Raw genomic sequence first — 18,069 nt, 5'->3', positions numbered from 1 at the left:
AGCCTCAGCCACACAGATATCCACATCCTCCGGCAACGGCGCCAACGCCAACTCCTGCGCCGACTCACGAAGCGAACCCACCAACACCCACGACGACCGGGCCCTGTCCCGACCGGCACTGTCAGCGCCGGCCGCACCGGGCACGCCGTCGCTGGTGTCCTGGCGCGCGTCCTGCCGCAGTCCACAGTCGTTGATCGGAAAGTGCTCGCGGGCGGCTGAGCCCTCGGACGACCATAACGGGGAACCGGAGGTCAACCGGTCCCACCAACCGTCAGAGCCATCAGAGCAGCTATCAGAGCTATTCGAACGACGAAGGTGCTCGGGACCCGAGTCGAACAGATCCATCGCACCCCCTTCAAACGATTCGAAAATCTGTATGAATTATTTCACGCTGCGTGAGCAGGCGACAAGTTCGCCAGCCGATAACCTGGGATCACAGGAGGGGCAGGAGCCAGGCCGGTCACTCGGCGTCACCGGTGACGGCGCGCTCGTACGCGCGGAGCGTCTCGACAAACATCCGCCGCTGCTCACTGGTGAGCGGTTCCAGGGCGCTGCGCCAGGCGCGAGCGCCACGGGCGAGCCAGGCGTCGACCGCCTTCCTGTTGGCCTCGGCGATGCTCACGATCGTGCGGCGGCGGTCCGCGTCATCCTCGCGCCGGTCCACGACGCCCTTACGGCTGAGGTCGCCCACCATCAGGCTCACGGTGGCCGGGGCGACCTCCAGCCGGGCGGCGAGTTCGTTCACCGTGAGCGGACCGTCGAACAGCAGATAGGACAGCAGCGACAGGTGCCGTGGCGCCAGGTCGAGCGCCTGGAGCGACTCGGGAACCGGCGTGCGCTTGGCGCGGCCCACCAGACGCGGCATCAGCAGCAGGAGGGTCCGGACCCCCTCGTCCAGGCTCAGCCCCTCATCCGTTGACATATATTGATCTCCAAAATAGCTTTGCTATCAAAGCAAATACATCTCAGGTTCAGGAGCCATCGTCGCATGTCCGAATGGAACGACAAGATCATCGAAGAGTTCCGGGCGAACGGCGGCACGGTCGGCGGGCCGTTCGAGGGGACACCGCTGATCCTGCTGACCACCACCGGCGCCAGAACGGGCGCCGCCCGGACGAACCCGGTCGCCTGCCTGCGTGACGGGGACAGGATTCTCGTGTTCGCCTCCTACGCGGGCGCGCCGCGCCACCCGGACTGGTACCACAACCTGCTGGCCAATCCCACGGTGACCGTCGAGGCGGGCGACGGGACGGCGATCGAGACGTTCACCGCCACGGCCGTACCGGTGACGGGCGAGGAGCGCGACCGCATGTACGCCCGCCAGGCCGAGCTGGTGCCGGTCTTCGCCGATTACCAGGCAGGTACCTCCCGTGTCATCCCCGTCGTCGCCCTCTACCGGCGAGATCACGAGCGGGCCCGGGCGATCGGTGACGAACTGGTACGGATCCACGACGGACTGCGGGCGGAGATGGCGGCCCTGCTGGCCGCGGTCGAGGACGGGCTGACCACGGGCACGCCGGTGAACCTGCCGGGTCGTGACCTGGAGGGGGCGCTGCGGGAGCGCTGCCTGTCCTTCTGCACGGCCTTCCACGAGCACCACGTCAACGAGAACGAGCGGGGCTTCCCCCTGCTGGAGCGGGCCTTCCCCGGGCTGGCCCCGACCCTCGACCGCCTGCGCGAAGAGCATGTGCGGCTGGCCCGGATCAGGGAGGACCTGCGTGCGGCGGTCGACGAGGCCGGGCCCGGCGACCCTGCCGCCCTCAAGGCCAGGCTCACGGGCCTGTCGGCCGAGTTGGAGGCCCACTTCGCGCGCGAGGAGGAACAGCTCGTCGCCGCACTGAACGCGCTCTAGGAGGATCCGGCCTCGTGATCGGCCACGATGGCGTCGATGCGGGCGGCGAGCTTGTAGTCGAGGTCGGTCAGGCCGCCGGCGTCGTGGGTGGTCAGCGCCAGGTGGAGGGTGCGCCATCGGATGTCGATGTCGGGATGGTGGTTCAGCGCCTCGGCCTGCTCGGCGATGTCGTTCACGATCGCGATAGCCGTACGGAAATCTCGGGCGACCACGGTCCTGCGGATCGTGTCTCCGTCGCGGCGCCACTCGGAAGCCTCGTACATGAGGTCAGGACATCACGAAACACCGCCGATTGTGTAGATTCGCCCGGGTGGATGAGCAGGTGGACGAGCTGCGGCGTGAGCTGTGCGAGTACGGCCGGCGGGCGGCGGCCCTCGGCCTGGTGATCGGGACCTCGGGCAACCTGAGCGCCCGGGAGGGCGACCTGGTCGTCGTCACGCCCTCGGGCGTGGCGCTCGACCGGCTGCGCCCGGAGGACTGCCCCGTGGTCGACCTCGAAGGGCGGGTCGTGGAGGGAGAACGCAAGCCCTCCTCAGAGACGCCGATGCATCTCGCGCTGTACGCGGCGACCGGAGCCCGGGCGGTGGTGCACACCCACTCGGTCTTCGCGACCGTGGTCGCCTCGACCATGACCGAGTTGCCGCCGATCCACTACAACGCCCTGCTGCTCGGCGGCGCCGTCCGGGTAGCGCCGTACGCGACGTACGGCACGCCGGAGCTGGCCCGCAACGTCATCGCCGCGATCGAGGGCAGGCAGGCCGCTCTCATGGCGAGCCACGGCGCGGTGACGATCGGCGGCGGCCTGGAGCAGGCGTTCGAGGCGACGCGCCTGCTGGAGTGGCTGTGCGAGGTCTACGTCCGCGCCCTCGGCGTGGGCCGGCCCACGGTGCTCACCGAGGACCAGCTCACCGCCGTGATAGAGAGGGCCTTCGCCGGTTAACCCAGCACAACCTTCCTGGCCAGGCCGAGCGGGAGCCCGCCCGAACCCGCGATCGTGTCGTGGAAGGTCCGCAGATCGCCCGTGTAGTCCGCCCTGATGCGCTCGATCTCCAGGGCGCCCGTCAGGTAGGAGGGCGCCTGCGTGGGCCAGGCGCAGTAGCGGCTGACCTCCCCGGCGGCGGTGCCCGGCGACAGGGACGCCTTCGTGGTCAGGAACTCCTCCGCCTGCTCGATCGTCATGTCGTCGCAGTGCAGCGCGGTGTCCACCACGATCCTGGCGGCCCGCCAGATGCGGCAGTCGAGGTGGGCGAGCTCGGTCTCCGGCGTGTCGAAGTAGCCCTGCTCGTGCATGAGCTTCTCGACGTAGAGCCCCCAGCCCTCCACGAAGTAGGGCGTACGGAAGATCTTGCGGGCGCGGTGCGGGTTGCCGGCCATCCAGGACAGGTGCCAGTGGTGGCCGGGGTACGCCTCGTGCACGCTGATCGAGGGCATCTGCGGGCGCGAGTTGGTCCGCAGCCGCTGCCGCACCTGCTCCTCGGTGAAGCCGTCCGGCGTGTACGGCACGAAGAACACCCCGTCGCGTGAGGACGACAGCGGCGGCGGGGCGAGGTAGCTGGCCACGGCGATGATGGGCCGCTGGAACTCCGGCGAGGGCTCGACCCGGCACACCTCTCCCTCGGGGAAGGTCACCAGCCCGCGCTCGCGGACGAACTCGCGCGCCCGCAGCGTCTCGGCCTCGTACTCGGCGCGCATGGCCTCCAGGGTCGGCGGGTGGTCGTCCATGAGCGACTCCATCGCCTCACGCCAGCCGGCGGAGCCGAGGCGGGCGGCGACCTCCGTCATCCGCGTGTCCAGCTCGGCCCAGGCCTGGCGGCCCTTCTCGTGCAGCTCGGCGGCGCCGTACCCGAGCATCTCCTGCTCGCGCAGCAGCGCGGAGTAGAGCTCCTCGCCCATCCGCCAGGTGCCCCGGGCCTCGAAGCCCTCCAGGAAGCGGACCAGCCCGTCGAACGCGTCGGCCGCGGGCTCGGCGGCCCGGGCCAGCCGCGCCCGCAGGTCCGGGTCGCCGACCAGCGCGGGCAGCGTCTCGGTCAGGAAGCGGCGTCCCGTACGGGCCTGGTCGAGGCCGCGCTTGACGAGCAGGTCGGCGGCGAGATCGGGGTCCAGGTTGGCCTGGCAGGCGGCGAGCACGGCGGGCACCTCGGCCAGCCGAGCGACGGCGGCGTCGACCAGTTCGGCCTCCGGCTTGAGGCGCTGCTGGAACGGCGTGAACATCGACCCGAAGATCACCCCGAGGTAGGCGGCCGGTTCGCGCCGCCACTCCGGCCAGCGGGCCAGCGCGAGCTGCCCGCGCAGATGGGCGGTGACCAGGTCTCTGTCGATCTCGTCCTCGGGACTCTCGGGCGTCGACTCCGACAGCTTGCGCAGCCACTCCTCGGTCGCCCGCTCCCGCGCCGTGAAGGCGGTCGCGCTGAGATCGCCCAGCGTGCGGTCGTATCCGTCGGCCCCCAGGAGGGCCGCCCTGACCGGGTTCTCGGCCAGGTACCAGTCGATGAACTCGTCCACCAGCGTCATAGCGCCCGACTCTATCCGCGACACTTGGGTAGAAGCCCCCAGATAAGGAGCGATTGGTGCCCCTGCAGATCACCGGCGCCCCCAGCGACCCCGACCTGATCCGCCTGCCGTGGGACGTCCCCCTCGAAGAGTGGCCCGTCCACCACCTGGTGACGCTGCCCCGCGGCATCTCCCGCCACGTGGTGCGCTTCGCCCGGCTCAGCGGCAGGGTGTACGCGATCAAGGAGATCAGCACCAGGTATGCCAAGCGGGAGTACCAGCTGCTGTGGGACCTGGCGCGGCACGACGCACCCGCCGTCGAGCCGGTCGCCATCGTCACCGGCAGGACCGCCCCGGACGGCTCCGAACTCGACTCCGCTCTGATCACGCGGCACCTGCAGTTCTCACTGCCGTACCGCGCCGTGCTGTCGGGCTCGGTGCGGCCCGACACGCTGATCCGCCTGCTCGACGCGCTCGCGGTCCTGCTCGTACGGCTCCACCTGACCGGCTTCTACTGGGGCGACTGCTCGCTGTCGAACACCCTGTTCCGGCGGGACGCCGGGGCGTTCGCCGCCTACCTGGTGGACGCGGAGACCGGGGAGCTCCACCCGGCGATCAGCGAGGGCCAGCGGGCGCACGACATCGACGTGGCGCACGTCAACATCTACGGAGAGATGCTCGACCTGGAGGCGGGCGGGCTGCTCCACCCGACCATCGACCCGCTGGCCTTCGCCGAGCAGCTCGTCGAGCGCTACCACCGGCTGTGGGACGAGCTGACCGAGGACGAGATCATCGAGGAGGTCGACTGGCACCGCGTGGACCAGCGGGTGCGCCGCCTCAACTCGCTCGGCTTCGACGTGGCCGAGATGATGGTGCGCCGCAAGGCCGGCACCTCCCGCCTGATCGTCCGGCCGAAGGTCGTGGACGCCGGGCACCACCAGCGCCGCCTGCTGCGCCTGACCGGCCTCGACGTGGAGGAGAACCAGGCCAGGCGGCTGCTCAACGACCTCGACTCGTTCCGGGTGTCCACCGGGCTACGGCACGAGGACGAGGCGATCGTGGCCCACCGCTGGCTGGCCGAGGTGTTCCAGCCGGTGGTGAACGCGATCCCGGCCGACCTGCGGCGCAAGCTGGAGCCGGCCCAGCTCTTCCACGAGGTGCTCGACCACCGCTGGTACATGTCGGAGGCCGCGGACAAGGACGTCGGCCTGGAGGCGGCGGTGCGGTCCTACGTGGACAACGTCCTGGTGCACAAGCCCGACGAGAACGCGGTCATCGTCACGTCCGATCCCCTGTCTCCGTAGAGGACTCCAGATAGCGGGCGGCGTCCGTGATCCGATCCTCGCCGAAGACCCGGACGCCGTTCAGCTCCAGCAGCGCCGTCGTCACGCCCTGCCCGGGGGTGGTCCTGCCCCGGTGGCTGCCGTCGTAGATTCGCAGCGACCCGCACGACGGGCTGCCCTCCTTGAGGATCGCGACCCGTACGCCGAAGGACCGGGCGACGGCGAGGGCCTGCTGCGCCCCGGACAGGAACGCGGCGGTCACGTCGTCGCCCTGGGGCGTCAGGATCCGGGCCGCGCCCGCGAGGACGGCCGCGCCGCCCGCGCCGCCCTCGATCTCGGCGGGCGGCCGGGGAACGGGCAGCCCGCCCTCGACCTCGGGGCAGAACGGCACCAGCCGCCCCTCCGCGCGCCAGCGGGCCAGCAGGTCGTCGTCGCTGGTCTTGGCCCCTCCGTCGTACCGCACCCGGCTGCCGAGCAGGCAGGCGCTGACGAGAATCCGTTCCACGCCTCCATGATACGAGGAAATTTCACGAAAACCGGGATTACCATTCCGAGAAGAAGAATTCTTATTCTTCGGGACTAATCCGTTTATCCCGGCCGTTTCCGGCTCGGGCGACCCGTTCACCTGCTCCTCTAGTGTTGGCCGCGCTGTACCGGCGAGGCGAGGAGTTACGAGTTGATCGGGATAGAGGACTGCCTCACCGAGGCCATGTCGATCCCGGGCGCGCTCGGCGCCATTCTCGTGGACCACACCAGCGGCATGGCCGTCGCGGGAAAGGGGATCGCCGATCCCGGGAGGGCGGCCGCGGGGCTCAGCGAGGCCTACCGCGCCACGCTCGACGGGATCGCGATGGCCTCCCAGGAGACGGGTTTCCGGATCGAGGACGTGATCGTCACCACGGGCTCGGCCTATCACCTGGTGCGGCCCATGGAGATGATGTTCGACGGCCCGCTGCTGCTGTGCGTACGCCTGGATGTGGAGCGGTCGAACCTCGCCCTGGCACGGCGGCGGCTGCGCACGATCACGGACGAGCTGGTCGCCTCCTGATGGGAGCCTGACCGGTGGCCGCCCCGACTCTCGACGCCGTGCTCACCGGCCTCGCCCAGGACGAGGCCACCGGCTCCCTGCGGGTGGGCAAGGAGGGCACGGTCTACTACGTCCGCGGCCGGGTGTCGTACGTGGAGTGCGCGGCCACGCCCGGTGTGGAGGAGTTGCTCGGCGCGTCGGGCCGGATCAGCGCGAACGGGATGCGGCACGCGCGGCAGGAGGCCGGTCCCGGCGGCGACGGCGGGGCGCTGCTCGTGGACAGAGGAGTGCTCAGCCGGGGCGAGCTGGAGTTCTGCGTGCTGTCCGCCACGCTCGACGCGGCGTTCTTCCTGCTCACGTCGAGGACGGTACGGACCAGGTTCAGGGAGAGCGACGCGCACTGGCTCGGGGTCCACTGGTTCTTCGACGTGCCGGGGCTGCTGCGCGAGTGCGCCAGGCGCCGGGCCCGGCTGGAGCGGGCCTGGCCGTCGGCCGAGCTGGACGCGCGGCCGGTGACGCCCCTGCGGCGGATCCCCGGCACCCACGCGCTGCTCACCCGGCTGCAGTGGGAGCTGCTGCTCTCCGCGGACTCCACCGCCACGCCGGTCGAGCTGGCCCGCCGCCTCGGGCGTCCGGCCTACTCCACGCTGCTGGCCGTACGGGAGCTCGCGGCGGCCGGCCTGGTGGTGACGGGCGAGACGGCGGCGCTGCCCAAGCGCACGCCCAAGCCGTCCGCACAGCAGCCCACACCGCCGAGGGAGCCCGGGCGCTCCACCTCGGAACTGCCGCAGGTCAACGGCGACGCGACCGACGTGAACCTGCTGCTCAGGCTGCGTGACGCGCTGGAGGCGCTGTAGTGATCGGGTGGCTCAAGCGGGCCGGAAGGGGTGTCTCTGTGGACCTGCGCCACGACATACACGAGGAACTGGTCGTCCTGCGCGAACGGGCGCCCGAGATCACCGGAGCGCTCACCTGCACGGTCGACGGCATGCTCGTGACGACGGACCTGGCCGCCGACACCGAGCAGACCGCGGCGCTCACGTCGGCGCTGCTGTCGCTGAGCCGGAAGATGACCGATCTCGCCAGGATCGGGCGGCTGGAGGAGACGCTGATCTCCGGCACCCAGGGGCACACCGCGTGCTACGCCGCGGGCCCCACGCTCGTCCTCACCGTTCTCGCAGGTCAGGGAGCCAACCTCGGCCTGCTCCGGATCGAGGGACGCAGGGCGGCGAACAAGATCGCCGCCATCGTCGAACGCGGATGACAACCCAGAACAGGAGAACAGACATGGCGAACATCGACGTCTCGCTGAAGGAGATGCTGGCCATCGACGGCGCGATCGGCGCGGCGGTGGCCGACTACGGGAGCGGGATGGCGCTGGGCACGCTCGGCGGCTCCAAGGACCTCGACCTCCAGGTGGCCGCCGCGGCCAACACCGAGGTGGTCAAGGCCAAGCTCCGCGCGATCGACGCGCTCAAGCTCAACGACGGGATCGAGGACATCCTCATCACGCTGGGCACGCAGTATCACATTATCCGGCCGCTGACCGGCCGCGGCGGCAAGGGGTTGTTCCTCTACCTCGCCCTCGACCGCAACCGGGCCAATCTCGCGATGGCCCGGCACCAGCTCCGCGCGATCGAGGACAAGCTCGAGATCTGAACTCCGCCCGGTCAGCCCCGCTCGGTCAGCTCCGCGATCGCCTCCGCGATGACGGGCCAGAGCGGGCGGGGCAGGTCGTGGCCCATCCCCGGGAAGGTCAGCAGCTTCGCGCCGGGGATGGCGTCCGCCGTCGCGGTCCCGCCTTCGGGGGTGACCAGCGGGTCGTCCTCGCCGTGGATCACCAGCGCGGGCACCGAGAGCCCGCGCAGGCCCTCCGTACGGTCGCCGGAGATCCGGATCGCGGTGAACTGCCGGGCGGTGCCCGCGGGGTCGAACCCCCGGTCGTAGGCCTCCGCGGCCAGCCGGGTGACGCGCTCGACGTCCATCTCGTAGCCGGGGGAGCCGACGACGCGCGCGGTCGCGACGGCGCGGGCGATCGCCTCGTCGCGGTCCCGCGCGGGGGGCGCCATCAGCGCGGTCATGGCCGCCTCGGTCGCCCTCCCCACGCGGGGCCCGGGCGTGGACATGATCGAGGTCAGCGTACGGACCCGGGCGGGGTGGCGGATGGCGAGGGCCTGGGCGATCATGCCGCCCATCGACGCGCCCACCACGTGGGCGCTCTCCCAGCCCAGCACGTCCATCAGGCCGGCCGTGTCGTCGGCCATGTCGTCCAGCGTGTACGACGGGGCGGGCGCGGAGTCGTCCGCCGGGGTGAAGTGGGTGGACAGGCCCGCGTCCCGGTTGTCGAACCGGACGACCCGGTGGCCGGACTCCACCAGCAGCCCGATCAGCTCCTCGGGCCAGCTGATCATCTGCGCTCCGAGCCCCATGATGAGGACGACCGGACGTCCCCCTGGCTCGCCGAAAACCTCGTAACAGATCTCGATGCCGTTCGCCGTCGCACGCATGCGAGCAGAATTTCATTCGGTTTGCCCTGCCGCAAGCGCCTCATGACCGGATCTGTACGGTTGTGTGGTGTGGTGTCGCAAATGACCCGCCGACGGCGGATACTCGTCCTTCTCATCTGCTGTATGAGCCTGCTGATCGTGTCCCTCGACAACACGATCGTCAACGTCGCCCTGCCGTCGCTCGGGCACGACCTGCACGCGCCGGTCTCCGGCCTCCAGTGGACGGTGGACGCCTACACGCTGACGCTCGCGAGCCTGCTGATGCTGGCGGGCTCGACGGCCGACCGGGTGGGCCGCCGCCGCACGTTCCAGACCGGCCTGGTGATCTTCACGGCCGGGTCGCTGCTGTGCAGCCTCGCACCGAGCCTGGGCTGGCTGGTGGCCGCCCGGATCGTCCAGGCCGTCGGCGGGTCGATGCTCAACCCGGTGGCCATGTCGATCATCACGAACACGTTCACCGACCGCAGGGAGCGGGCCCAGGCGATCGGCGTGTGGGGCGGCGTGGTCGGCGTGAGCATGGCGCTCGGACCGGTCGTCGGCGGCCTGCTCACCGACGCGGTGAACTGGCGGGCCATCTTCTGGATCAACGTGCCCATCGGCCTGCTCGCGCTGTTCCTGACCTGGCGCTTCGTCCCGGAGTCGAAGGCGCCCTCGGCGCGGAGGATCGACCCGGTCGGGCAGGTGCTGGTCATCGTCCTGCTCGGCACGCTCACGTACGGGATCATCGAGGGCCGGGCCGCGGGCCCCGCCGTGAGCGCCGTCTGCTTCGTCGTCGCGGCGGCGGCCCTGGCCGCGCTGGTCGTCTTCGAACTGCGCAGGCCCGAACCACTCATCGACATGCGGTTCTTCCGCAGCGCGCCGTTCTCGGGCGCGGCCGTCATGGCGGTGTCGGGCTTCGCCGGCCTGGGGGCGTTCCTGTTCCTCAACACGCTCTACCTGCAGAGCCATCGCGGGCTTTCCGCCCTCGCCGCGGGGCTGTGCACGCTGCCGGTCGCGGCGACCACCACGATCGTGGGGCCGCTGTCGGGACGGCTCGTCGGCACCCGCGGCCCGCGCGTGCCGCTGATCGTCGCGGGCGTGTGCCTGGCCGCCGCCGGGGCGCTGCTGTCCCAGGTGACGCTCACCACGCCGCTCCCCCTGCTGCTCGGGATCTACCTGGTCTTCGGGATCGGGTTCGGCATGCTCAACCCCCCGATCACCAACACCGCGGTCTCCGGGATGCCGCTCGCGCAGGCGGGGGTGGCCGCCGCGGTCGCCTCGACCAGCAGGCAGGTGGGCCAGTCCCTCGGCGTGGCCATCGCGGGGTCCATGGCCTCCAGCGCTGCGGCTTATCGCGTCAACGCCCTCTACGGGCTGATCGTGCTGGTGGTCGCCCTCCTGACGACCGGCCGCTGGGCCAGGGCCACGGCCGAGCGCACGGCGGCCAGGCTCGCGGAAAGCCCGCAGGTCACCCTGTCACGGGGGTGAAGCCGGCGCTCGCGAGGACCTTGCGGCCCTGGTCGGACAGGACGAGGTCGACGAACTCCCGGGTCAGGGCGAGGCGCCCGGTCCCGGGGACGGTCGCGATGAGATAGTCCTCGGCGGCCCTGGCCGCCTCGGGGAAGTCCACGCCCTCCACCGCTCCCGCCGCCGCCCTGACGTCCGTACGGAAGACAAGCGCCGCGTCCGCCTGGCCGAGGCGCACCCTGGTGAGCGCGGCCCCGCCGTCCTGATCTCGCGCGACCGCCGTGACGGTGACGCCGGCGGCGGCGAGCGCGGCGCGGGCGGCCGCCCCGCACGGCGCGGGCAGGGCGCACAGGGCCACCCTGACGCCGGGCGCGGCCAGGTCCTTCAGGCCCGTGACGTGGGCCGGGTCGCCCTTCGGCACGGCGATCTGGAGGCTGTCGCGCGCGAAGACCCGCGGGCCGGGCGCCCCCGACCGGCGCATGGCCGCCAGGCCGGCCGCGGCGAACAGGTCGGCCGATGCTCCCCTGACGATCCGCTGCGCCAGCGCCGGACTGCCGCCGAAGTCGAACCGGACGGCGACGCCGGGGTGGGCGGCCTCGAACGCCCTGCCGAGCGAGCCGAACGTCCCGGTGAGCGAGGTGTCGGCGAACACGGTGAGCGTCTGCCTTCCGCCCCCGCAGCCGGTCACCGCGAACAGCACCAGCGCGAGCGCCGGCGACACGGCCCGCAGGCGTACGCGATTCACGGATCCACAGTAGCGAGCGGGAGGCAATTCATTCCATTTTTATCGCTCTATATCGGAGCTATGGTTTCGCCATCTCACGGATTCCGCTGTGCGGATGTTTCGTAATCCGGCATTAATTCATTCCTTTGGAGGTGGCTTCCATGCCTGTAGGGCTTCTGAGGACCGCCGGCGCGCTCGTGCTCGCCCTGGCGGCCATGCCGGCGGTTCCGGCCGCCGCGGCGGATCCGCCCTCGGTGGTGATCGACTCCTCCGAGTCCTCCCCCGGCGTCATCCGGCTCACCGGGCGATTCACCGGCGCGTACGACGTGAACGTGGTGGTGAACGGTGAGCGGATCGAGCGCGCCAGGGTGAGCGACCCGGACGCGGACGACACCGGGACGTGGTCCTACGACCTCGACACCAGCGGGACGGACGGCGAGGTCGAGGTCTACGCCAAGGCCACGGCCGCCGACACGCGGTACGGCACGTGGTCGGAGCCGCTGACGCTGCGGGTGGACAACCCGCGGGCCAGGGCGCCGGAGGTGTCGATCGCCGAGCCCGCCGACGGGGCGCGGCTCACCCGGCCCGCGCTCGTGCGGGTGAACGTCGCCGGCGCGGACGTCCGCACGGTGCGGATCCGGGTCAACGGCGGCCCGTGGCAGCGCGCCGCCGGAGCCCGCGGGCGGTACGTCGCGCTGGTGAACCCGGCGAAGTACGGCGACGTGATGGCGAGCCTGGAGGCCGAGGCGGTCGACGCGCGCGGCCACGTGTCCAGGTCGCCCAGCACGTACGTGGCGCTCGGGGCGGCGAAGAAGGAGCGCCCGGTGGCGCACCGGCAGGACCGGGCGATGTGGATGTGGGAGAAGGCCTCCTACAACCTGGTGCTCAACCCCGGGTCGCGCCGCCTGCTGGAGACCGTGCTCGCGCCCGGCTCGACGCTGTACCTGGGCGTGGACACGTACGCGGGGCGCGACATGATCGATGACGCCCGTCCGGAGCTGCGCGACCTCGTGGCCTGGGCCCACGGCCGGGGGATGAAGGTGCACGCCACGGTGGCCGCCGGGACCCGCCCGCCCTACCTCGGGGCGCTCGCCCGATATCGCGACCGCGCCGTCCGGGAGATGGAGCGGGTGCTCGACTACAACCTCTCGTCGGCGCCGGCCGAGCGCTTCGACGGGATCAACGTGGACATCGAGCCGTACAGCCTGCCGTGGTTCAACAGCGCCAAGCCGGACGTGCAGATCCAGTGGCTGGACACGCTGCGGGCGATGATCGCGCGCCGGGACGCGTCCGGGCAGCCGCTGCTGTTCGGCCCCGCCATCCCCCGCTGGCTGGACACCTCCGCCTGCTGCACGGACATCGCGTACGGCGGGAAGACCGCGACGATGGCCGAGCACATCCAGGACATGGCGGACTACGTCGCGATCATGGACTACCGCGACCAGGCGGACGGCGGGGCCGGCATCATCGCGCAGGCGGCCGGGGAGATCGCCTACGCCGAACGGCTCGGCAGGCCGCTCTCGGTGGTGGTCGGGGTGGAGACGCTCGACATCGCGACCAGCGGCGACCCGTCCAGCATCACCTTCCGGGAGGAGGGCAGGGACGCGCTGGAGGCCGAGCTGGCGAAGGTCTACCAGGCCTTCTCCGGCAGCCCTGCCTTCGCCGGGGTGGCGCTGCATCACTACGACTCCTACCGGGAGCTGCCCACGATCTGGGGCCCGTCGGCGCGGTGGCCCGAGCCGCCCGCCGACTCGGGCCCGCCGACCGGGGTCGGCTCCCCGCCGGAGGCGGTCGCGTTCGACCACGCCACCGTCGATCTGAGCTACGGCCGGGCCCACGACGACACCGAGGTCGACCACTACGAGGTGCACAGATCGACCGAACCGGGCTTCATCCCCGGGCCGGGCACGCTCGCGGGCCGGGCCCGCGGCCTGACCTACACCGACGCCGGGCTGCTGCCCGGCACCAGGTACACGTACCGGATCGTGCCGGTGGACGTCGCGGGGCATCGCGGGCCCGCGTCCAGCCCCGTCTCGGTGACGACCGGGACCACGGACCTGCGCCCGATGGTGGTGGACTCGATGGCCGTCACGGTGGAGGGCGGCGTCGCGCGGGTGCGGCTGCGGGTCGTCGACAAGGAGAGCGGGGAGCCCGTGGCCGCGACCGTGCGCGGCCGGTTCACCTTCTCGGCCGGGCGTTACGTGACGGTGAAGGCGGGCGCGGACGGCTGGGCCACCGCGACCTCCGAGGCGCTGAAGCAGCCGACGGGTGAGGTCGGGTTCGCCGGTCACCGCCTGACCGCCCCCGGCCGCTACTGGGCCGGGGCGTACGACAAGGACAGGAGCGTCACCGCCCGCTGGTGACACCGGCTCTGCCGAGGGCCGCCTCCCGTCCGGAGGCGGCCCTTTCCCATGCCGAAGGAGGGATGAATTCATTCCCTGTAACAGCTTAAAAAGGGGATAACTTTATGTTGACATTGCCCGGATATGACGAGAAGAATCCCGTTATGGAGCCACCTGACGGAATGAATTCCCTCCCAAGGGGACGCCGATTCCGCACCCTGGCCGCACGCCTGCGGCAGGAGATCATGCAAGGCCGCTGGCCGGTCGGCGGCAGGCTGCCGACCGAGGCCGAACTGGCCCAGACCTACTCGGTCGGGGTCAACACCGTGCGCCGCGCCGTCGACCTCCTGGTCGACGAGGGACTCGTCCGGCGGCGGCAGGGATCGGGCACCTTCGTGACCGCCGCCACCACCACCGGTGCCAGGCCGCGGCTCATCGGCGCGCTCGTCCCGTCGAACACCTACTACTTCCCCCAGATCGTCCAGGGCATCGAGCGGGCGGCCACCGCCGCCGGAGTCCAGCTCGTGCTCGCGTGCTCCGAGTACGACCCCGGCGTCGAGCTCGCGCAGATCCGTCAGCTCGTCGACGTCGGCGTCGCGGGCCTGCTGCTGGTGCCCAACCTGCACCTCGCCGCCGACCCCGCCGCGCACCTGGCCCGCCTGCGCGAGCTGCCCGTGCCGTACGTGCTGGTGGAGCGCAGGCCGCCGGACCCCCGGCCGGCCGACCCGACCTCCTACGTCTGCACCGACGTGCACGGCGGCGGCTACGCCGCGGTCCTGCACCTCAACGGGCTCGGGCGGAGCCGGATCGGCTACCTCGGCCGGATCGGCACCGCCACCTCCGAGCAGGTGTTCGCGGGATACCGCCAGGCCGTGGCCGACCTCGGGCTGCCGGAGATCCCGGACGCCGTGGCCAGGCAGCCCGTCTGGACCGGACCCGACATGCTCGCGTACGCCAACGCCTGCGTGACGGAGAAGGTCCGCGCGGTGGTGTGCCTCGGCGACCGCGAGGCGACCGCGCTGCTGCCCTACCTGCGCCGGGTCGGCCTGACCGTCCCCGACGACATCGCCGTCGTCGCCTACGACGACGAGGTCGCCGACCTGTCCGAGGTGCCGCTCACCGCGGTGTCGCCGCCCAAGGCGGAGGTGGGCCGCATGGCGACCGAGCTGCTGCTCCGCCGGATCGAGCTCGGCCCGGCCGCCCCCGTCTGCCGTGTCGTGCTGCAGCCCCGCCTGGCCGTACGGGCCTCCTGCGGCGCCGCCTCCGGCAGCCTCGTCGAGGTCCGCGTCCCCCGCTGACGCCGGCCGTCATCCTCACCCCCTTCCCCTCTTCCTGCTGGAGGACCCAATGAGACTGCGCATGCTCGCCACCGCGGCGGCCGTCCTCACCGTGGCCGCCACGGCGGCATGCGGCGGCTCGGCCGACGAGTCGGGAGCCGTCACTTTGAAGCTCGGCTTCTACGCCGCAGCCGGAGACCCGGCCGACACGACCATGCGAGAGCTCGTCAAGGAGTTCACGGCCGCCAACCCGTCGATCAAGGTGCAGCTGGAGGTCGCACCGTACGTGAAGTTCTTCGAGAAGCTGCGGACCGAGATCGCCGGTGGCCAGGCGCCGCAGGTGTGGCTGTCCGACGGCGTGCTCGTGCAGGAATTCGCCGCGCGCGGCGCCCTCGCCGACCTCACGGACCGGGTCAAGACCGTCAACGCCGCCGACTACTCCGGCATCGAGCTGAACCGGGACGCCAAGGGCCGGATCTACGGCTTCCCGCAGGGCGCCCAGACGCCGGTGCTGTTCTACAACAAGAAGCTGTTCGCCGAGGCCAAGGTCGACGCGCCGACCGCCGACTGGACCTACGACGACCTGGCCGCTGCCGCCAAGAAGCTCACCAAGGACACCAACAACGACGGCAAGCCCGACACGTACGGCTTCCGCGCCTACTCGCCGGGCTTCACCGAGAGCTGGTGGCCGATCATCAAGGCGTTCGGCGGCGACATCGTCACCGACGGCAACCGCAAGGTGGTCGTCGACAGCCCGCAGTCGAAGGCCGCGCTCGACTGGATGCTCGGCGCCATGGGCAAGGACGGGTTCGCCCCCGACTACGCGACCACCGAGGGCCTCGGCAAGGGCGTCGTCCACACGCTGTTCGCCACCGGCCGGGTCGCGATGTCGTACGGGATCTACGCCCGCACCCTGCCCGCGGCGAGCGCGGGCGTCGACTTCGGCGTGGCCCCGATGCCGAAGGGCCCGGCCGGCCGCGGCAACGTCGCCATCGTCAACTCGTGGGTGGTCAGCAAGTCGGCCTCGCCGGCGCAGGCCGACGCGGCGTGGAAGTGGATCACCTTCTTCTCGGGAGAGGGCCCGCAGCGCAAGTGGGCCGAGCTCGGCGAGGCGATCCCGATCAACAAGAAGGTCGCGGCGACGGCCCTGCCCGCCGACCGCCGCCAGGCGTTCCTCGACTCGCTCGACGCGGCCACCGACCTCGGCGTCAACGCCGTGTGGTCGGAGTACACCGAGGCTCTGTCCAAGCGGATCAGCGAGGCGCTGTCGGGCGCCTCGCCCGTCGACACCGCGCTCGCGACCGGCCAGAAGGAGGCCCAGGAGGTCATCGACCGCTTCTACGCGGGGCAGACGCAGTGACGGTGCTCACGAGGAAGGCCGGGAAGGTGGCCGCCGACCCGCGGCCATCGTCCGGCAGACGGCACGCGGGCGAGCGCGCCTGGGCGTTCGCCTTCGCCTCGCCCTACCTGCTCCACCTGGTCGCGCTGGCCGCCTGGCCCCTGCTGGCCTCGCTGTTCTTCAGCATGACCGACTACGACCTGGTCTCCCCGCCGAAGTTCGTCGGGTTCGGCAACTTCACCCGGCTGTTCGGCGACGAGGTCTTCTGGCGGACCCTCGGCAACACGGCGTACTTCGCGGTGCTGTTCGTGCCGACCCAGACGGTCCTGGCCCTGGGCCTGGCGATCGCGCTCAACCAGCGGCTGCGCGGCATGGCCCTGTTCCGCGCGGCCTACTTCGTCCCGGTCGTCTCGTCCTGGGTGGTCGTCGCGTACGTCGCCGACGCCGTCTTCAACCCGCAGACCGGCCTCGCCAACCAGGTGCTCGGCTTCCTCGGGCTGCCGTCGGAGAACTGGCTGCAGGACCCGGCGCTGGTCATCCCCACGCTCGCGGCGGTCGCGGTGTGGAAGGGCGTCGGCTACATGATGGTGCTCTTCCTCGCGGGCCTCCAGGCCATCCCCGAGGAGCGCTACGAGGCGGCGAAGATCGACGGCGCGTCGGCCTGGAACCGGTTCCGCTACATCACCCTGCCGGGCATCTCCGGCACCACCTTCCTGGTGCTGGTGCTCACCTCGATCGAGACGCTGCAGTCGTTCGAGCAGGTCTTCGTGATGACCGACGGCGGTCCCCACGGGGCGAGCGAACTGACCGTGCTCCATCTCTACCGGCAGGGCTTCCAGTTCTTCCAGATGGGCTACGCCTCGGCCATCGCGTGGGTGCTGTTCGTGCTGGTGCTCGCGCTGACCCTGGTGCAGTTCCGGCTCCAGCGCAGGTGGGTGCACTATGCGTAAGACCATCTCCTACGTCCTGGTCACGGCGGGCGCGCTGGTCATGCTGGTGCCGTTCGTGGCCGCGCTCAGCAACTCGCTCAAGAGCTTCGCGCAGTACATCCAGGTGCCGCCGAGCTGGATCCCCGACCCGGTCCACTGGGACAACTACGCGGAGGTGTGGCGGCGTACGCCGTTCGGGCTCTACCTGACCAACAGCCTGGTGATCGCGGCCCTCGCCGTGGCCGGCAACGTGCTGACCAGCGCCATGGTCGGGCACGCCCTGGCCAGGATGCGCCTGCCCGGCAGGGACGCGCTGCTCACCATGGCACTCGGCACCATGATGCTGCCGACCGTCATCACGATCGTCCCGAACTTCCTGCTCTTCCGCTCGCTGGGCTGGCTGGACACCCTGCTGCCGCTCATCGCGCCGTACTGGCTGGCCACGCCGATCGGGATCTTCCTGATGCGGCAGACCTTCCTCGGCATCCCGAAGGACTTCGAGGAGGCGGCGAGCCTCGACGGCGCCAACCCCTGGCAGGTGTTCTGGCGGATCCACCTCCCGCTGGCCAAGCCCGCCCTGGCCACGCTCGCGGTCTTCACGTTCACCACGTCGTGGAAGGCCGTGCTCGAACCCACGATCTACCTCACCTCGCCGGAGCACTACACGCTGCCCGTCGGCGTGCTGAGCCTCAAGGGCCAGTTCGTCGGGAACGACCAGCTCGTCACGGCCGCGGCGATGATGAGCCTGCTGCCGATGCTGGTGGTGTTCGTCCTGGCCCAGCGCTATTTCGTCCGCGGAACCATGTCCGCGGGACTCAAGGGCTGAAGCGCCCCATCCGAACCGGAAAGGAAA

The 18,069-nt window shown here is 71.1% G+C and carries 20 protein-coding genes; 13 read left to right on the top strand and 7 right to left on the bottom strand.

From position 1 onward, the window contains the following. Together Msi02_RS06550 and Msi02_RS06545 are read right to left on the bottom strand one after the other, a co-directional pair. The coding region (locus tag Msi02_RS06550; protein ID WP_204047491.1) for a hypothetical protein at window positions 1-345 on the bottom strand (345 nt) is incomplete at its 3' end. Between the two features lie 115 nt (window positions 346-460). Further along, entirely contained in the window at window positions 461-922 is a 462-nt protein-coding gene (locus tag Msi02_RS06545) for a MarR family winged helix-turn-helix transcriptional regulator (protein ID WP_079316644.1), read from the bottom strand. Window positions 923-988: 66 nt separating this feature from the next. On the opposite strand from Msi02_RS06545, the gene Msi02_RS06540 reads away from it, so the two are divergent. Beyond that, window positions 989-1,852, top strand: a complete 864-nt coding sequence (locus tag Msi02_RS06540; RefSeq protein WP_204047490.1) for a nitroreductase/quinone reductase family protein — start codon at window positions 989-991, stop codon at window positions 1,850-1,852. Here the strand turns inward: Msi02_RS06540 and Msi02_RS06535 are convergent. Beyond that, the gene (locus Msi02_RS06535) at window positions 1,849-2,115 is read right to left on the bottom strand and encodes a 4a-hydroxytetrahydrobiopterin dehydratase (RefSeq protein ID WP_204047489.1); all 267 of its coding nucleotides are present in this window, start codon (window positions 2,113-2,115) and stop codon (window positions 1,849-1,851) included. The two genes, Msi02_RS06540 and Msi02_RS06535, sit on opposite strands and share 4 nt — an antisense overlap. A 47-nt stretch (window positions 2,116-2,162) precedes the next feature. On the opposite strand from Msi02_RS06535, the gene Msi02_RS06530 reads away from it, so the two are divergent. After that, window positions 2,163-2,792 carry a class II aldolase/adducin family protein gene (locus Msi02_RS06530; RefSeq protein WP_239108169.1) on the top strand — a complete coding sequence of 210 codons (630 nt, stop codon included), beginning with the start codon at window positions 2,163-2,165 and terminating at the stop codon, window positions 2,790-2,792. On the opposite strand, the gene Msi02_RS06525 is transcribed toward Msi02_RS06530, so the two are convergent. Further along, the gene (locus Msi02_RS06525; protein ID WP_239108168.1) at window positions 2,789-4,363 is read right to left on the bottom strand and encodes a DUF885 domain-containing protein; all 1,575 of its coding nucleotides are present in this window, start codon (window positions 4,361-4,363) and stop codon (window positions 2,789-2,791) included. The genes Msi02_RS06530 and Msi02_RS06525 overlap by 4 nt on opposite strands. A gap of 56 nt (window positions 4,364-4,419) precedes the next feature. Between Msi02_RS06525 and Msi02_RS06520 the strand changes: the two genes are divergently transcribed. Continuing rightward, complete coding sequence (locus Msi02_RS06520; protein WP_204047488.1) at window positions 4,420-5,646, top strand: DUF4032 domain-containing protein; 1,227 nt, start codon at window positions 4,420-4,422, stop codon at window positions 5,644-5,646. On the opposite strand, the gene Msi02_RS06515 is transcribed toward Msi02_RS06520, so the two are convergent. After that, complete coding sequence (locus Msi02_RS06515; protein WP_204047487.1) at window positions 5,621-6,130, bottom strand: 2-thiouracil desulfurase family protein; 510 nt, start codon at window positions 6,128-6,130, stop codon at window positions 5,621-5,623. The genes Msi02_RS06520 and Msi02_RS06515 overlap by 26 nt on opposite strands. A 171-nt stretch (window positions 6,131-6,301) precedes the next feature. On the opposite strand from Msi02_RS06515, the gene Msi02_RS06510 reads away from it, so the two are divergent. From Msi02_RS06510 to Msi02_RS06495, 4 genes are read left to right on the top strand one after another with little or no spacing between them, the layout of a single operon-like run. Further along, complete coding sequence (locus Msi02_RS06510) at window positions 6,302-6,673, top strand: hypothetical protein (protein WP_079316638.1); 372 nt, start codon at window positions 6,302-6,304, stop codon at window positions 6,671-6,673. A 14-nt stretch (window positions 6,674-6,687) separates the two neighbouring features. Next, the gene (locus Msi02_RS06505; RefSeq protein WP_204047486.1) at window positions 6,688-7,509 is read left to right on the top strand and encodes a MarR family transcriptional regulator; all 822 of its coding nucleotides are present in this window, start codon (window positions 6,688-6,690) and stop codon (window positions 7,507-7,509) included. A 38-nt stretch (window positions 7,510-7,547) separates the two neighbouring features. Beyond that, a complete protein-coding gene (locus Msi02_RS06500) occupies window positions 7,548-7,916 on the top strand; it encodes a roadblock/LC7 domain-containing protein (protein WP_193201560.1) in 369 nt (122 codons plus the stop codon). Window positions 7,917-7,939: 23 nt separating this feature from the next. Beyond that, on the top strand, window positions 7,940-8,311 hold the full coding sequence (locus tag Msi02_RS06495) for a hypothetical protein (RefSeq protein WP_204047485.1): 372 nt from the start codon (window positions 7,940-7,942) through the stop codon (window positions 8,309-8,311). Window positions 8,312-8,322: 11 nt separating this feature from the next. Here Msi02_RS06495 and Msi02_RS06490 read toward each other — a convergent pair whose 3' ends face one another. Further along, on the bottom strand, window positions 8,323-9,159 hold the full coding sequence (locus tag Msi02_RS06490; RefSeq protein ID WP_204047484.1) for an alpha/beta fold hydrolase: 837 nt from the start codon (window positions 9,157-9,159) through the stop codon (window positions 8,323-8,325). 42 nt (window positions 9,160-9,201) lie between these two features. Between Msi02_RS06490 and Msi02_RS06485 the strand changes: the two genes are divergently transcribed. Further along, on the top strand, window positions 9,202-10,626 hold the full coding sequence (locus Msi02_RS06485; RefSeq protein ID WP_275414087.1) for an MFS transporter: 1,425 nt from the start codon (window positions 9,202-9,204) through the stop codon (window positions 10,624-10,626). On the opposite strand, the gene modA is transcribed toward Msi02_RS06485, so the two are convergent. After that, window positions 10,607-11,350, bottom strand: coding sequence for a molybdate ABC transporter substrate-binding protein (modA, locus tag Msi02_RS06480; RefSeq protein WP_204047482.1), 744 nt, complete (start codon window positions 11,348-11,350; stop codon window positions 10,607-10,609). The genes Msi02_RS06485 and modA overlap by 20 nt on opposite strands. Before the next feature lie 140 nt (window positions 11,351-11,490). Here modA and Msi02_RS06475 point away from each other — a divergent pair, with 140 nt between their 5' ends. From Msi02_RS06475 to Msi02_RS06455, 5 genes are all read left to right on the top strand, one after another. Next, on the top strand, window positions 11,491-13,692 hold the full coding sequence (locus tag Msi02_RS06475) for a fibronectin type III domain-containing protein (RefSeq protein WP_204047481.1): 2,202 nt from the start codon (window positions 11,491-11,493) through the stop codon (window positions 13,690-13,692). Between the two features lie 161 nt (window positions 13,693-13,853). Next, window positions 13,854-14,969, top strand: coding sequence for a GntR family transcriptional regulator (locus tag Msi02_RS06470; protein ID WP_204047480.1), 1,116 nt, complete (start codon window positions 13,854-13,856; stop codon window positions 14,967-14,969). 49 nt (window positions 14,970-15,018) lie between these two features. Then, entirely contained in the window at window positions 15,019-16,308 is a 1,290-nt protein-coding gene (locus Msi02_RS06465; RefSeq protein ID WP_204047479.1) for an ABC transporter substrate-binding protein, read from the top strand. After that, entirely contained in the window at window positions 16,305-17,237 is a 933-nt protein-coding gene (locus Msi02_RS06460; protein ID WP_079316632.1) for a carbohydrate ABC transporter permease, read from the top strand. The genes Msi02_RS06465 and Msi02_RS06460 overlap by 4 nt, the downstream gene beginning before the upstream one ends. Beyond that, complete coding sequence (locus tag Msi02_RS06455) at window positions 17,230-18,042, top strand: carbohydrate ABC transporter permease (RefSeq protein WP_079316631.1); 813 nt, start codon at window positions 17,230-17,232, stop codon at window positions 18,040-18,042. Before Msi02_RS06460 ends, Msi02_RS06455 begins: the two co-directional genes overlap by 8 nt. Window positions 18,043-18,069 lie beyond the last annotated feature (27 nt).

Origin of the sequence: Microbispora siamensis (assembly GCF_016863095.1) — a bacterium.
Taxonomy (GTDB): Bacteria; Actinomycetota; Actinomycetes; order Streptosporangiales; family Streptosporangiaceae; genus Microbispora; species Microbispora siamensis.
Note: the sequence above shows the minus strand (reverse complement) of the source record. Positions and strands in the feature narration are given on the sequence as shown.

Bases quoted from the DNA above. Each gene is read 5' to 3' on its own strand.
- Msi02_RS06470 (WP_204047480.1), top strand. From the start codon at position 13,854: ATGAATTCCCTCCCAAGGGGACGCCGATTCCGCACCCTGGCCGCACGC.
- Msi02_RS06495 (WP_204047485.1), top strand. From the start codon at position 7,940: ATGGCGAACATCGACGTCTCGCTGAAGGAGATGCTGGCCATCGACGGC.
- Msi02_RS06525 (WP_239108168.1), bottom strand. From the start codon at position 4,363: ATGACGCTGGTGGACGAGTTCATCGACTGGTACCTGGCCGAGAACCCG.
- Msi02_RS06475 (WP_204047481.1), top strand. From the start codon at position 11,491: ATGCCTGTAGGGCTTCTGAGGACCGCCGGCGCGCTCGTGCTCGCCCTG.
- Msi02_RS06490 (WP_204047484.1), bottom strand. From the start codon at position 9,159: ATGCGTGCGACGGCGAACGGCATCGAGATCTGTTACGAGGTTTTCGGC.
- Msi02_RS06465 (WP_204047479.1), top strand. From the start codon at position 15,019: ATGAGACTGCGCATGCTCGCCACCGCGGCGGCCGTCCTCACCGTGGCC.
- Msi02_RS06455 (WP_079316631.1), top strand. From the start codon at position 17,230: ATGCGTAAGACCATCTCCTACGTCCTGGTCACGGCGGGCGCGCTGGTC.
- Msi02_RS06485 (WP_275414087.1), top strand. From the start codon at position 9,202: ATGACCGGATCTGTACGGTTGTGTGGTGTGGTGTCGCAAATGACCCGC.
- Msi02_RS06545 (WP_079316644.1), bottom strand. From the start codon at position 922: ATGTCAACGGATGAGGGGCTGAGCCTGGACGAGGGGGTCCGGACCCTC.
- Msi02_RS06535 (WP_204047489.1), bottom strand. From the start codon at position 2,115: ATGTACGAGGCTTCCGAGTGGCGCCGCGACGGAGACACGATCCGCAGG.
- Msi02_RS06540 (WP_204047490.1), top strand. From the start codon at position 989: ATGTCCGAATGGAACGACAAGATCATCGAAGAGTTCCGGGCGAACGGC.